At 34.8% G+C, this 15299-nt stretch carries 16 protein-coding genes; 15 read left to right on the top strand and 1 reads right to left on the bottom strand.

Going from position 1 to position 15299, the window contains the following annotated elements; translation table 11 throughout:
* The first annotated feature begins 32 nt into the window (after window positions 1–32).
* From CHSO_RS14565 to CHSO_RS14540, 6 genes are all read left to right on the top strand, one after another.
* The gene (locus CHSO_RS14565) at window positions 33–992 is read left to right on the top strand and encodes a PhoH family protein (protein ID WP_045497354.1); all 960 of its coding nucleotides are present in this window, start codon (window positions 33–35) and stop codon (window positions 990–992) included.
* 116 nt (window positions 993–1108) lie between these two features.
* On the top strand, window positions 1109–1786 hold the full coding sequence (locus tag CHSO_RS14560; RefSeq protein ID WP_045497351.1) for a porin family protein: 678 nt from the start codon (window positions 1109–1111) through the stop codon (window positions 1784–1786).
* 146 nt (window positions 1787–1932) lie between these two features.
* The gene (locus CHSO_RS14555) at window positions 1933–2430 is read left to right on the top strand and encodes a hypothetical protein (protein WP_045497348.1); all 498 of its coding nucleotides are present in this window, start codon (window positions 1933–1935) and stop codon (window positions 2428–2430) included.
* 453 nt (window positions 2431–2883) lie between these two features.
* A complete protein-coding gene (locus CHSO_RS14550) occupies window positions 2884–3534 on the top strand; it encodes an outer membrane beta-barrel protein (protein WP_045497345.1) in 651 nt (216 codons plus the stop codon).
* 74 nt (window positions 3535–3608) lie between these two features.
* Window positions 3609–4259 (top strand): porin family protein, encoded by a 651-nt coding sequence (locus tag CHSO_RS14545; protein WP_045497342.1) that lies wholly within the window; start codon window positions 3609–3611, stop codon window positions 4257–4259.
* Between the two features lie 17 nt (window positions 4260–4276).
* The gene (locus tag CHSO_RS14540; RefSeq protein ID WP_045497339.1) at window positions 4277–4936 is read left to right on the top strand and encodes an OmpW family outer membrane protein; all 660 of its coding nucleotides are present in this window, start codon (window positions 4277–4279) and stop codon (window positions 4934–4936) included.
* A 77-nt stretch (window positions 4937–5013) separates the two neighbouring features.
* Here CHSO_RS14540 and ffh read toward each other — a convergent pair whose 3' ends face one another.
* Window positions 5014–6375, bottom strand: coding sequence for a signal recognition particle protein (gene ffh, locus CHSO_RS14535; RefSeq protein ID WP_045497337.1), 1362 nt, complete (start codon window positions 6373–6375; stop codon window positions 5014–5016).
* Between the two features lie 765 nt (window positions 6376–7140).
* Between ffh and atpB the strand changes: the two genes are divergently transcribed.
* From atpB to udk, 9 genes are all read left to right on the top strand, one after another.
* A complete protein-coding gene (gene atpB / locus CHSO_RS14525; protein ID WP_045497331.1) occupies window positions 7141–8268 on the top strand; it encodes a F0F1 ATP synthase subunit A in 1128 nt (375 codons plus the stop codon).
* Window positions 8269–8319: 51 nt separating this feature from the next.
* Window positions 8320–8538 carry an ATP synthase F0 subunit C gene (locus CHSO_RS14520; RefSeq protein WP_007844726.1) on the top strand — a complete coding sequence of 73 codons (219 nt, stop codon included), beginning with the start codon at window positions 8320–8322 and terminating at the stop codon, window positions 8536–8538.
* A gap of 104 nt (window positions 8539–8642) precedes the next feature.
* Window positions 8643–9137, top strand: a complete 495-nt coding sequence (locus CHSO_RS14515; RefSeq protein WP_045497327.1) for a F0F1 ATP synthase subunit B — start codon at window positions 8643–8645, stop codon at window positions 9135–9137.
* Window positions 9138–9139: 2 nt separating this feature from the next.
* Window positions 9140–9679: an ATP synthase F1 subunit delta gene (gene atpH / locus CHSO_RS14510; protein ID WP_045497324.1), complete on the top strand. Its 540-nt coding sequence runs from the start codon at window positions 9140–9142 to the stop codon at window positions 9677–9679.
* 16 nt (window positions 9680–9695) lie between these two features.
* Entirely contained in the window at window positions 9696–11273 is a 1578-nt protein-coding gene (gene atpA / locus CHSO_RS14505; protein ID WP_045497321.1) for a F0F1 ATP synthase subunit alpha, read from the top strand.
* Window positions 11274–11350: 77 nt separating this feature from the next.
* The gene (gene atpG, locus CHSO_RS14500; protein WP_045497318.1) at window positions 11351–12214 is read left to right on the top strand and encodes an ATP synthase F1 subunit gamma; all 864 of its coding nucleotides are present in this window, start codon (window positions 11351–11353) and stop codon (window positions 12212–12214) included.
* Window positions 12215–12483: 269 nt separating this feature from the next.
* Window positions 12484–13842 (top strand): hemolysin family protein, encoded by a 1359-nt coding sequence (locus tag CHSO_RS14495; protein WP_045497315.1) that lies wholly within the window; start codon window positions 12484–12486, stop codon window positions 13840–13842.
* A gap of 11 nt (window positions 13843–13853) precedes the next feature.
* A complete protein-coding gene (locus CHSO_RS14490) occupies window positions 13854–14159 on the top strand; it encodes an ATP-dependent Clp protease adaptor ClpS (protein WP_045497312.1) in 306 nt (101 codons plus the stop codon).
* A 521-nt stretch (window positions 14160–14680) separates the two neighbouring features.
* Window positions 14681–15295 (top strand): uridine kinase, encoded by a 615-nt coding sequence (gene udk / locus CHSO_RS14485; RefSeq protein ID WP_045497309.1) that lies wholly within the window; start codon window positions 14681–14683, stop codon window positions 15293–15295.
* The last annotated feature ends 4 nt before the right edge of the window (window positions 15296–15299 follow it).

Here is a 15299-nt window from a genome sequence, read left to right as displayed (position 1 = left end):
TTTAATTTTAAAATCTAAAATAAAAATACTGCATGTTTGAATTGACCTATGATCTGGAAGATATCGATGCGAAAATCTTCTATGGAGTTAATAACCAATATTTCAACTTAATAAAATCAAGCTTTCCTACTATTAAAATTACTGGAAGAGACCATTATATTTTTGCAATGGGAAATCAGGAAGCTTTAGATATACTGAAACAAAAACTGAATGATATTGTAAAATTTATCTCAAAAAACAATTCGATAGCTCTTAAAGACGTTGAAAATATCCTGAATATTAAAGATGAAAATGAAAAACAATTGATTTTTGATCAGGACATCATCGTAAAAGGAGTAAATGGAAAAGTTATTAAGGCTAAAACCACCAATCTTAAAAAGCTGGTAAAGGAAACCGAGAAAAAAGATATGGTATTTGCCATTGGTCCTGCAGGAACCGGAAAAACATATACCAGTGTTGCATTGGCCGCAAGAGCTTTAAGAGATAAGGAGGTGAAAAGGATTGTTCTGACAAGACCAGCTGTAGAAGCAGGAGAGAGTCTTGGATTTTTACCGGGAGATCTTAAAGAAAAGCTTGATCCGTACTTACAGCCATTGTATGACGCGCTTCGTGATATGATCCCACATGAAAAATTGGAAGGCTTTATGGAAAAAAAGGTCATTGAAGTGGCTCCGTTAGCTTTTATGAGAGGGCGTACTCTTGATGATGCTTTTGTCATTCTTGATGAAGCACAGAATACAACCCATGCTCAGATGAAAATGTTCCTGACAAGGATGGGAATGAATGCAAAATTTATTATTACAGGAGATCCAAGTCAGATTGACCTTCCGAAAAACCAGCAATCCGGATTGAAAGAAGCTATGAGAATATTGAATGGAGTGAAGGAAATTGGGTTTGTGCATCTTACAGAGGAGGATGTAGTGAGACACCCTGTTGTAAGAAAAATTATCTTAGCTTATAATGATGAAGAAAAACGACAGAGAAACGAATAATCCTGAATAGGTAAAAGTTCCATTAACCTTTTGTTAACTTTAAATTTTCTCTTAAAATTTGTTAATTTGAAAAAAATAATTAGTTTTGCAATCCTTAAATGTATAACTAATTAACAATGAAAAATTTTTTACTTATTGCAGCTGTAGCTGTATTGGGAATCAACGCAAACGCTCAGGAATTTAAATTTGGACCTAAAGCTGGTTACTCTTTATCTATGCTTAAGGCAACAGGTGAAGGAACTACTTACAAATTTGATGCAAAATCTACTTTCTATGCTGGGGCAATGGCTGAATATAAGTTGAGTGATAAATTTGCGGTACAAGGGGAGGTTTTATATTCTCCACTTGGAGGTAAGCAAGAAGAAGCTGTTGCTTTTACCGAAGCAGGAGTAAATGTAACGGGTACTGAAAAAACAGATTGGAAACTGGGAACTGTCCAAATTCCTATCAGTGCTAAATATTATGCTACTGAGAATTTAGCTTTCGGAGTAGGTCTTAATGTAGGCATTATTATTTCTGCAAAAATTAAATCAACAACAGAATTATCAGGATCAGCTCTAGGACAAGCATTTTCTGAATCAGAAACTACAACTACAGATGTGAAAGAGCACATGAATAAACTAAATTTAGCTCCATTTGTTGGTGCTGAATATACACTTGAAAACGGATTGTTTTTTGATGCCAGATATAATTTAGGGGTCTCTAACCTTGCTAAAAAAGAAGACGGGGAAAATGGAACATTAAAAAATAGCTTCATTCAAGTAGGTGTAGGTTTCAAATTCGGAGGGAAATAATCCTAAAGATTTAAGAAATACGATCATAACAAAAACAGGACAAATTTGTCCTGTTTTTTTTTGTTTTGAAGAATAGGAATCATATAAATATACTCCTGTGATAAAAATAATTAGTACTTTTGAACCGTAAAATTTAAACTTAAAAAATGAAAAAGCTATTATTAGTAGGTGCTTTTGCACTTTTAGGAGGTGCTGCTCAAGCGCAGGAAGGTTTAAAATTAGGTGGACACATTGGTGTTCCTGTATCTGATGCAAGCAATGTATCTTCGTTTACACTTGGAGTAGATGGAGCTTATATGTGGAATATTGCTAAAGGTTTTGACCTTGGGGTAGCAACAGGATATTCTCATTTCTTTGGAAAAGACCACTTTGATGATTTTGGATTTATTCCTGTAGCGGTTTCCGGAAAATATAAATTTAAGGGAGCTCCTATCTTTGTTGGATTAGACCTAGGATATGGAATTTCTACGAAAGATGGCGTAGATGGTGGTTTCTATGCGCAACCTAAATTCGGATACCAGATGTCTAAAGGAGAATTGTACATAGGATATCAGTCTATCAGTAACAGACGTGACCATGGTTGGTACAGAGAAGACTGGAATGTAGGTGCTGTTAACTTAGGATACAACTTCTATATTAAATAAGCACATATTGCAATTAATATAAGAAACTCCGGTCAAAAGCCGGAGTTTCTTATTAGAATATGCTACAGTAGGTATCATAGAATTTAGCTATGTAGCTCTGTTGTACTACTTTGAGACGGTGGTTTAAACTTTAATTATAAACATTTGTTTGATTTTTTTTAGTTAATTCCTTAAAAATTAACATTTTAACAAGACTGTTTTTGCTGCATTTTGCCAATTTAAGCTGATTTCACTAAAGTTTATAAATTTTAAAAATCAAACATATTGGGCTCTGGGTGTCAAATTAAGATTTTTTTATTCATAAAATTGTGAAAAACTCAAAAGACTCTCGTTAATATGATTTATTTTTATAATGTCTTAAATTTTAACAATGATATTAATCACATTAACAAATTTTAATATTAGTGGAGACCACTGTAAATTTGCCTCCAGAAAGTATTAAAAATTTTTAAAATGAAAAAAGTATTATTAGCGGGTGCTGTTGCACTTTTTGGTTTATCAAACGCTCAGATTGCTAAAGGAACTACATATTTATCAGGACAAGTTAGCTATTCTCAAACAGAAGATAACAATGATAACAGTAAAGTAGAAAGCATTAAAGTTCTTCCAACTGTAGGATATTTCGTAAACACTAACTTAGCAGTAGGTTTAGGTTTAGGTTACAAAAATGGTAAAAATACTGAAACTCTTACAAGTGGAAATACTGTAACTGAGATTGAAAAATCTAAGCCAGCATTTGTTGTAGCTCCTTTCGTAAGAAAGTACTGGACTTTAGCTGACAAACTATATATCTTCGGTCAATTAGAAGTTCCTATGGAATTCGGTCAAAATAAAGTAGAAGGGACTGCTACAACTACAAACGGAGGAAACACAACTGTTACTTCTGCTTCTACTAAAAATAACTACACTTCAATCGGTGTTAACGTTAAGCCAGGTTTAGATTATTTCTTAAACAAAAACTGGACTATCGAAGCTACTATCGGAGAATTCGGATACAATACTTCTAAAGTAGATGTTGACGGAGCTAAGAGAGTTAACGATTACAACTTCGGTTTAAACTTAAAGGCTGTAACTTTCGGAGTTAAGTATGTATTTGCAAAATAATAAACAAAGCATATAGCAATAAAGCCCTAAGATTTTCTTGGGGCTTTTTTCACATAAAAAAACAATTAATAATCATGAAAAAATTCTTATTAGCATCTGCAATCGCTCTGTTTGCAGGGCTTAATGCACAAACTAAATTTGGTGTAAAAGCAGGTTATGCTTTATCAACCTTAAACTCTAATGATGATAGTTTTGAAATTGGAGGAATAAAAGCCGGTATGGAGTCAAAATCAGGCTTCTATATTGGAGGATTGGTTGAGCATAAATTCAACAATAAATTTGCATTACAGGGAGAATTGGAATATGCAAATCTGGGAGGTAAGGCTGTTGTAAGCGCTTATGGTGTTACAGTAACAGAAAAACTTAATTTTAACAGACTTGTGATTCCTGTATCAGCAAGATATTATGCAACGCCGGAACTGGGGCTTTATGCAGGGCCATATGTGAGCTTTAGAACCAATACAAAAGTTAAGATGGAGGTTAGTGGAGCGGCTTCTAATCAGGCAGCTTTAAATGAAGGTGAAAAATACCTTGAAAAAACCTTTGATGACGGTCTTAAGTCTACAGAGTTCGGTTTGTTTCTAGGAGCGGATTATACCATTTATAAAGGTCTATTTTTAGATGCTCGTTATAGTTTTGGTCTTACGAATATGATTAAGGATCCTGTAGATGGAGAAAAACTAAAAATGAACTTTTTACAACTTGGAATAGGATATAAATTTTAATCATTCAATTAATAATCATGAAAAAACTATTATTAGCGGGTGCAGTAGCACTTTTCGGGCTTTCTAATGCCCAAATGACTAAAGGAGACTGGGTGATCAGCGGAAACACAGGAATGGGTTTTAACAACACTACAACGACTGTAAAAGTAGGAAGTAACTCTACTGATGGCCCAAAAGTAAACACATTTTCAATTACTCCTTCCGTAGGGTACTTTGTCATAGACAAATTAGCGGTTGGTATTGATTTAGGATATGTTAACACTACAACTAAATATCAAGGTCTTAAATCTACAAATTCTACTTTTTCTGTAATGCCTACGGCTACTTATTATTTTACTAATTCCAGTAAGTTTGTACCATTCTTAGGGGCAGGGATTGGATATGCTTCCAATAAGACAAAGTATTCTGCTTACCAAGATATCAATAATGAAGGGGTTGATCTTTCATTAATGCGAGATACAGAGACTACTACAGACGGTTTGGCATGGAAAGTGAAGGGAGGTGTCACTTATATGGCTACTTCATCTTTAGGAATCAATTTAGGCGTTTCTTATGACCAGTTTTCAAATAAGGAAACTATTATGAATACAGATGTTAAAACGAATATTAAAACTTTCGGGGTTAATGTTGGTTTTTCTTACTTTATCAAGGGGAAAGCTCAGAAATCTGATAAATAATAAGCCTATTTAAAGATAAAAAAACAAAAAATCCGACTCAGTTTTGAGTCGGATTTTATATTTTGATTGATTTTGAATTATTTACCAAACATTCCACCCATTCCTGGCATATTCGGCATTTTGCTCATCATCTGCATCATCTGCTTTCCTTGAGGTCCCTGCATCATTTTCATCATTTTACCCATCTGATCAAATTGTTTCATCAATTGGTTTACATCCTCAATCTTTCTTCCTGCCCCTCTTGCAATTCTGTTTTTTCTCTGAGTATTGATAATAGAAGGTTTTCTTCTCTCTTCCGGCGTCATAGAGTAGATAATCGCTTCAATGTGCTTAAATGCATCATCACTGATTTCTACATCCTTGATGGCTTTTCCAACCCCAGGAATCATTCCCATCAGGTCTTTCATATTACCCATCTTTTTAATCTGGTTGATCTGTTTTAAGAAATCGTCAAAACCAAACTCGTTTTTAGCGATTTTCTTATGAAGTTTTTTAGCTTCTTCTTCGTCAAACTGCTCCTGAGCTCTTTCTACTAAGGAAACAACGTCTCCCATTCCTAAGATTCTGTCGGCCATCCTTTCCGGATAGAAAACATCAAGGGCTTCCATTTTTTCTCCAGTAGAGATAAATTTGATTGGTTTTTCAACTACAGAACGGATCGTTAAAGCAGCACCTCCTCTTGTATCACCATCTAGTTTGGTAAGAACAACTCCGTCAAAATTCAATGCATCGTTGAAGGCCTTAGCAGTATTCACAGCATCCTGACCAGTCATAGAGTCTACTACGAAAAGAGTTTCCTGTGGTTTGATGAAATAATGTACGGATTTGATCTCGTTCATCATCTGCTCATCAATTGCTAAACGACCTGCGGTATCCACGATTACTACATCGTGGTTGTTAGCCTTTGCAAAATTGATTGCATTTTCTGCAATAGTAGAAGGGTTTGTAGCTCCTTCTTCAGTATAAACAGGAACATTAATTTGCCCTCCTAATACTTTCAGCTGGTCAATCGCGGCAGGACGGTAAACGTCACATGCCACTAATAAAGGCTTTTTATTTCTTTTTGTCTGTAAATAATTAGCAAGCTTTCCGGAGAAAGTAGTCTTACCTGAACCCTGAAGACCTGCGATAAGAATAACAGATGGCTTTCCGGAAAGATTGATTCCTTCCTGAGAACCTCCCATCAAGTCTACTAACTCATCGTGAACGATTTTCGTCATCAATTGTCCCGGAGTAAGGGACGTAAGAACGTTTTCGCCTAATGCCTTATCCTGAACTCTTTTTGTAAGATCCTTTGCTACTTTATAGTTAACGTCAGCATCTACCAGTGCTCTACGGATTTCCTTTACGGTTTCCGCTACATTGATTTCAGTAATTTTTCCACGTCCGGAAATATTATGTAATGCCTTGTCTAATTTATCCTGTAAACTATTAAACATATTTATTGTAAATTATAGGTTTGCAAAAATAAGGAATTTTTAAGAAACCTGAGTATGATAGACTTAATATTATATGGATTTGATTAAAGTTGGAAGATGGAAGCGGGGAGAAGGGAGGTTTTATTAGCCAATAAAATGAAATGTGTTTGTTTTAAGTATTGTTTTGGAGGGTTTCTAAAGTGTTTTTATAATAGTTGGAAGCAGGGAGGTTTTTTGAAGCAGATAATAGTAAATAAGATTCTTTTATGACATATTTTTTCTAAATTTAAAAATTGAGTATTTTTAATAAAACGATTTGAACAGCGGTTTTGTGGAATAGTAACTTCCATCATCCAGCTCCCAGCTTCCATCCTTATAATATAGAAGAATTCACAATTCTTTTGTTTCAAAAATTATAATCCTATTTTTGCAGCATGAATTTTCTTGATAGTTTTATTATTGTATTATTAATAGTATTCCTTAATATAATAGTATATACAATATTTAAAAAATATTTGTACGGCAAACAGGATGCAGGAATGAAATTTCTGGTCATTAACCTCTCTAAGGATTTGATATGGCTTATTATCTCTTTAATTATAATAGAAAAGACGAAAGCTAATTTTCTCTTTATAGTGATCTGTTTTCTTATCGCATCATTCCTTATTTATTTACCCATAATAAAACTCATTAATAAGTCTTGATTTTTTTGATGATAAAAATCAATTTTTAGTATTGGTAAAGTTTAATAAAATCGATATATTTGCACACGATTAAAAAAGAGATATGAACAGAAAAATTTCTTCATTATTTTTCGCATTTTTATTTGTGTTTATAAGCAGTTTAGCTTCTGCTCAACACGAATCTGAAGGAGAGAAATCAGCGGAAAAAGTAGAGAACAAAGAAGTGAAAGACGGCTTCAATGCGACCACGATGATCATGGAACACATTGGTGATTCTAATGAATGGCATTTATGGACTACAAAAGATGACAGTGGTGAAGAACATCACGTTTCTATCCCTTTGCCTGTTATCATCAAAGATAATGAAGGCTGGCATACTTTTCTTTCTAGTAGTATTGCTCACGGACACGAACATGATGGATATACTTTAGAACACGGGCAGGTAGTTTCTACTAAAGGTGTTGAGAAAGCTACATTATTTTCAATCATCAGTGGGAAGCAAAAATCAAACGAAGTGTTTTTTGATCTTTCAGTAACAAAAAACGCGGCTTCAATGTTCTTGTCAGTACTTTTTATGGCAGTAGTGTTCATAGGAATGGCAAGAAACTATAAAAAATCACAACTTCCAAAAGGTATCGGGAAATTTATGGAGCCAGTGATTGTGTTTATCAGAGACGAGGTGGCTATTCCAAACATCGGGTCTGTTAAATATAAAAGATATATGCCTTATTTATTAACTGCATTTTTCTTTATCTGGATTAACAACCTTTTTGGATTGATTCCTTTCTTCCCTTTTGGAGCAAACCTTACTGGTAACATTGCAATCACAGCAGTATTAGCAATCATTACCTTATTAATTACATTATTCAGTGCAAATAAAGATTACTGGAAACACATCTTTATGCCGCCGGTTCCAATCTTATTGTACCCAATTATGGTTCCAATCGAGATTATCGGAATCTTTACAAAGCCTTTCGCTTTAATGATGCGACTTTTCGCTAACGTTACAGCGGGACACATTATGATCTTGGCGATCGTTTCATTGATCTTCATTTTCAAAACTCCGTTATTAGGATTTGCATCTGTACCATTAGCACTATTCGTTTCAGTATTGGAATTATTGGTAGCAGCATTGCAAGCATATATCTTCACTGTATTATCCGCACTATTTATCGGAATCGCAGTGGCAGAACACGAACATGAGCACGGTCACGAAGAGCACGCTCACTAATTAAAAGAAAGAATTTAAAAATAATTTTTTAACTAATATAATTTATTTATTATGGATTTATCAACAGGAGCAGGATTAATTTACGTAGGTATCGGTTTGGCAGTACTAGGTGTAGGTCTAGGTATCGGTAAAATCGGTGGTCACGCAATGGACGCTATCGCTAGACAACCAGAACAAGCTGGTAAGATTCAAGGAGCAATGCTTATTGCTGCTGGTCTTATTGAAGGAGCTGGTCTTATCGCGATCATCTTTGGTGCTTTCATCAAGTAATCTATCCTCAAAAAAACATTCTTAGCAGTAAAGCGGTTGGCTGCTGCTAAGAATTTTAAAAAAAACAATCCATAAAATAACATTTAAAAAAAGAATTTACAGATATGGGAATTATTGAACCTGGAATTGGACTTTTGTTTTGGATGACCCTTACTTTTGTTATCCTATTATTTCTTCTAGCTAAATTCGCTTGGAAACCAATTGTAAATGCTGTTAATGAGAGAGAAACTTCTATCGTTGATGCATTAAACCAAGCTAAATTGGCTAAAAAAGAGATGGAAGATCTTAAAGCTGACAACGAAAGAATCATTCGTGAAGCTAAAATCGAAAGAGACGCTATCCTTAAAGAAGCTAGAGAAATTAAAGACAGAATCGTAGGTGAAGCTAAAGATGTTGCTAAAGCGGAAGGAGATAAACTTATTGAAGCTGCTAAGCAAACAATCAATGCTGAGAAAAATGCTGCAATGGCAGACATCAAAACTCAGATCGGTGCTTTATCTGTAAACATTGCAGAATCTATCTTGAAACAAAAGTTAGATAACACGGAAGCTCAAAACGAATTAGTTCAAAATTATATCAACAAATCTAACCTTAACTAAGAATGCTTACATCTAAAGTAGCGAAAAGATACGCACAGGGTTTACTTGATTTCACTAATGAATCAGGTCAGACAGCTGCCGTATTTTCTGAAATGAAAGATGTAGCGAAGATCATGATTGAATCTAAGGATTTGAACAAATTCTTCCTTACACCTTACATTGATGCAAAAAAGAAAATAGAGGTAGCAAACGAAATTTTCAAAGGATTATCAGCATCTTCCCAGAATTTGATCAAATTGGTTATTAAACACGGACGTGAAAGCCAATTAAAAAATATTGCTCAGGAATTCATCAAGAAAGTTGAAGATATCAACGGAGTACAGAGAGTAACTCTTACCACGGCTACTCAGCTTTCTAAAGAGAATATTGATCAGATTCTAAGATCTACCAACTTGGTGAATGCCAATTCAAACTTCGATTTGAAACTCATCATCAACCAAGATATTTTAGGTGGATATATCCTAAGAGTAGGAGACCAGCAGGTAGACGCGTCTGTGAAGACCAAATTGAACCAAGTTAAAAAAGATTTCCAATTAAATTAAGAAAAACAACCATACAATGGCAGAAATAAATCCGGCAGAAGTATCTGCGATCTTAAAACAGCAATTGGCCAACTTCGATACTCAATCAAATGTTGAGGAAGTAGGTACAGTTTTAACCATCGGTGATGGTATTGCTCGTGTATACGGGTTAGAAAACGTACAATACGGAGAGTTGGTGAAATTTTCTAGTGATGTAGAAGGTATTGTACTTAACCTTGAAGAAGACAACGTGGGTGTTGCTTTATTAGGTGAAAGTAAATTAGTAAAAGAAGGGGATACAGTAAGAAGAACAAACAGAATCTCTTCTATTAAAGTAGGAGAAGGTATGTTAGGAAGAGTAGTTGATACTCTTGGTAACCCTATCGATGGTAAAGGTCCTATCACAGGAGATTTATACGAAATGCCATTAGAAAGAAAAGCTCCTGGAGTTATCTTCAGACAACCGGTAACTGAACCTTTACAGTCTGGTATCGTTGCAATTGATGCGATGATTCCTGTAGGAAGAGGTCAGAGAGAGCTTATCATTGGTGACAGACAAACAGGTAAAACTACTGTTGCGATCGATACGATCATCAACCAAAAAGAATTCTTTGATGCTGGTAAGCCAGTATATTGTATATATGTTGCTATCGGTCAGAAAGCTTCTACTGTAGCACAAATCGTTAAAACCCTTTCTGATAAAGGAGCTTTAGCTTATACGGTAATCGTTGCAGCTAACGCATCAGATCCAGTTCCAATGCAGGTATATTCTGCAATGGCAGGAGCTTCTATCGGTGAATTCTTCAGAGACACTGGTAGACCAGCACTTATCGTTTATGATGATTTATCTAAACAAGCTGTTGCTTACCGTGAGCTTTCTCTACTATTAAGAAGACCACCGGGCCGTGAAGCTTACCCTGGAGACGTTTTCTATCTTCACTCAAGACTATTGGAAAGAGCTGCAAAAGTAATTGCTGATGATAACATCGCTAAGCAAATGAACGATTTGCCAGAATCTCTTAAACCAATCGTGAAAGGAGGTGGTTCATTAACGGCTCTTCCAATCATTGAAACTCAGGCTGGTGACGTTTCTGCATATATCCCTACAAACGTAATCTCTATTACTGACGGACAGATCTTCTTGGAGTCTGATCTATTCAACTCAGGGGTTCGTCCTGCAATCAACGTAGGTATCTCTGTATCGAGAGTAGGAGGTAACGCTCAGATCAAATCAATGAAAAAAGTTTCTGGTACTCTTAAATTAGACCAGGCTCAATATAAAGAACTAGAAGCGTTTGCTAAATTCGGTTCTGATCTTGATGCTTCTACTTTAGCAGTGATCTCTAAAGGAGAAAGAAACGTAGAGATCCTTAAGCAGCCAGTAAATGCACCACTTCCTGTAGAAAGTCAGGTAGCGATCGTATATGCTGGAACAGAAAACTTAATGAGAAACGTTCCATTGAACAAGATTAAAGAATTCCAACACGAATATATCGAGTTCCTAAAATCTAAGCACCCAGATACAATGGCTGCTATCAAAGCTGGAAAAATCGATAACGATATTACCGGTGTTCTTAAGCAGGCAGCTAATGATTTAGCTTCTAAATACAACTAAAAAAATTCAATGTTTAAGGTTTAAAATATAACGTTTTAAGCCTTAAACTTTAGACCTTAAACTTTGAACCCAAATTAATGGCAAACTTAAAAGAAATACGAGGCAGAATTACGTCAATTTCATCTACGATGCAGATTACACGTGCTATGAAGATGGTTTCCGCTGCGAAACTTAAAAAAGCACAGGACGCAATCGTAATGTTAAGACCTTATTCTGAAAAATTACAGGAGCTTATCCAGAATGTAAATTCTAGTTCTGATCCTGACCAGGTTTCTGTATATGCTCAGAAAAGAGAGGTTAAAAGAATACTTTTCATCGCTGTTACTTCAAACAGAGGTCTTGCGGGAGCTTTTAACTCTTCAATTGTAAAAGAGCTTAACCTTCAGTTTCAGAAGAACTCTCAGTATGAGATTGAAGTTCTTCCTGTAGGAAAAAAAGTATATGATGCTGTAAGAAGAAATCGTTCAGTATATGCTAATGGAAGTTCTGTGTATGATAATTTGAACTTTGATACTGTTGCTCATATTACAGAAGGAGTAATGGCTAGCTTCAAAGAAGGTAAATTTGACGAAGTTTATGTTATTTATAACAAATTCGTTAATGCAGCAACTCAGGAAGTAACTACAGAGCAGCTTCTTCCCATCTCAATGCCTGAAACTACAGAACCACAGGTTGAAACAGATTACATCTTTGAACCTAACAAAACTGAGATCTTAGATAACTTAATTCCAAAGTCTATCAAAACTCAGGTTTTCAAATCAATCTTAGATTCAGTAGCATCTGAGCACGGAGCTAGAATGACTGCAATGCACAAAGCAACAGATAATGCAGAAGCTTTGAGAAATGATCTTAAGATCTTCTATAACAAAGCAAGACAGGCTGCAATTACCAACGAAATCTTGGAAATTGTTTCCGGAGCAGAAGCTTTGAAAAATTCGTAAAGAATTATTTTAACATACAATAAAAAGCATCGATTTTATCGGTGCTTTTTTATTTATAAAGGTTAAAAAACGTAATTAAGCATTCAAAAACACCTCTTTTTATATGGAAATGAAAAGTATATACAATTATTTTTTTTATTGCAAAATAGGCAGGTTTTAGGAAGTTGTTTTTCTTCTCAAAAATTACTCTATTGAAATAATCTATCCCGGATTCAGGTTATTTTTATTTTGCATATCTTTGTACCTAATAAAATTTATACAACTTCTAAATGGACTCGGACATAGTCAGGCTTTTGCTGGCCTTATTTCTTGTATTACTAAATGGCTTCTTCGTAGCCGCAGAATTTTCAATTGTTAAAGTTCGTTACTCTCAAATTCAATTAAAAGCCGCAGAAGGGGATTCTATGGCAAAACAGGCAGAACATATTATCAAACACTTGGATGAATATCTTTCTGCTACACAATTAGGAATTACATTGGCGTCCCTTGCCCTTGGTTGGGTAGGAGAGAGTGCCCTGCATCATATTGTTGAAAATATTTTTCATTCTTTAAATGTAGAATTAACCCAAACAACCATTACTACCATTTCAGTGGTCACTAGCTTTGTGTTGATTACCATTATGCATATTGTATTTGGTGAACTTATCCCAAAATCAATAGCCATCAGAAAATCAGAAGCTACAACAATGGCTACAGCTGTACCATTGAGAGTTTTCTACACAATTTTTAAACCGTTTATCTGGTTGATGAATTCCATGTCTAATGGTTTCTTAAGACTGATAAAAATTCACCCCGCTTCAGAGCAGGAAATCCACTCTACGGAAGAGCTTCAGCTTTTGGTAAAACAAAGTGCAGACAGTGGTGAAATTGAAGAAGAGAACTACGAAATCATTAAAAATGCATTTGATTTTACAGATCACTCTGCAAAACAAATCATGGTTCCAAGACAGAATATTACTTCCATCGACTTTGAAGAAGAGGTGAATGATATTATCAATACCATTATGGATAGCGGTTATTCCCGTATTCCTGTATATCTTGATTCTATTGACAATATAATCGGTATCTTCTATACAAAGGAAATTATAAGAGAATTTGTTAAAAGAAAAGGAGCTTTAGACCATGAGGATCTTAAAGATCTGATGCGTGATGCTTTTTTCGTAGTGGAAAGCAAGAAAGTTTCAGACTTATTGAAAATTTTCCAACAAAAAAAACAACACCTTGCCATTGTTATTGACGAATTTGGTGGAACAGAAGGTATTATTACCCTTGAAGATATTCTGGAAGAATTGGTAGGAGAAATTCAGGATGAAGAGGATGAAGAAGAGAAAATTGTTGATAAAATTGCTGACAATACCTACTGGGTAAAGGCCACACAGCCTCTGGATGAAATCAATGAATTCTTACCTAAAAGGCTGCCTCTTTCTGAAGAAAGTGAATACAACTCATTAGCAGGATTTATTCTTTATGAATTGGAAGATATTCCGGAAGAAAATCAGGAATTTGATTTGGATGAATATCATTTTAAAATTCTGAAGATGAACAATAAGAGTGTGGAACTGGTTGAGTTGATATATCAGGAACCCAATGCCATTGATAGTTTAGCAGAAAAAATTGGTGAAGTTTAAAACAACTAAGAATGAATTTTTATAATACGATAAAAGACTATGAAGATCCGAAACGTCAGTATGAAGAAGACGTTCTGGTACTGGACGATACGGATGATGTCTACAAGTTGGTTTTGCATAATGATGATATTCACACCTTCGATTATGTTATCGATAGCCTGATTGAAATATGCAAACATACATGGGAACAGGCAGAACAATGTACAATGCTTGTCCATTATAAGGGCAAATGTACCGTAAAAACAGGCTCATTAGATCTTTTGAAGCCTATGCACGAAAAATTACTTTCACGCGAATTAACAAGTGAAATCCTATAAAATTAGAACCGGCCAATACATTGGTCGGTTTTTTTTGTGAAAATCTTTTATGAATATTCAACGATAAGTCGCTGTCATTTCGACGTACAAAGAATCTCATGATCTAAATATTCTAAATTTAATACCCAGTTTTATGGTTCCTGTAAATTATTTTAACGCGGCGTTCGCAGGGTTCTTCATTAAAAGAATGAAAAATTCCGTTCGCAAAGGCGTTAACACTTAACGAGGCCCGTTATTAGATCCATTGCCGAATGAAATGCCTTTGCGAGCGAAAAATAACCATACAATTTTATAAATCCTTCGCGTATTCCTGGCGTTAAGAAAATAAGACTGTAGTTTTTAAAGATAAAAGCAATTTTTTCTCACCAAATCAACCAATTTTCAGTATTCTAACTATTTTTGAGACTAATTACTTTAACCTCAGGATATAAGAATTTCTTAATTACTCAATTTCGCTCTCTGCATTGCCACATTTTATCTAAAATAGTATATTTGTACCAACTATAAAGAAACAAAAAACAATGCTTGTAATAGGAATTGCCGGTGGGACAGGATCCGGCAAAACTACAGTTGTTGATAAGATACTTCAGCAGCTTGATATCGAAGGAATGAATATCCTTTCACAGGATAATTATTATCACGACAACCAAGGTCTTACACTGACAGAAAGAGAGGCTTTAAATTATGACCATCCGAAGTCAATAGATTTTGAACTATTGATAAAACACGTAAAAGCTTTAAAAAATAATGAGCCGATAGAACAGCCGATTTATAGCTTTGTAACGCATTCCAGAACAGGAGATCACGTAACTGTAGAACCTAAGAATGTATTGGTAGTAGAAGGAATTCTGGTTCTTACCAACAAAGAATTACTGAAAGAATTTGATCTGAAAGTATTTGTTCATGCAGATTCTGATGAAAGGCTGATAAGGAGAATCAGGAGAGATACCCAGGAAAGAGGAAGGGATCTGAGCGAAGTATTACACCGTTATCAGACAACCTTAAAACCAATGCACCAGGAATTCATTGAGCCATCTAAAAATGATGCTGATCTTATTATCCCAAATATGAAACAGAATTCCGTAGCCATTGATTTTTTAACTACTGTTATTAAAAACTCGTTGAAAAAACATTAAAAAA

The sequence above is a fragment of the Chryseobacterium sp. StRB126 genome (assembly GCF_000829375.1).
In the GTDB taxonomy this organism is placed as follows: domain Bacteria; phylum Bacteroidota; class Bacteroidia; order Flavobacteriales; family Weeksellaceae; genus Chryseobacterium.
This window is presented reverse-complemented; position numbering and strand designations above follow the sequence as displayed.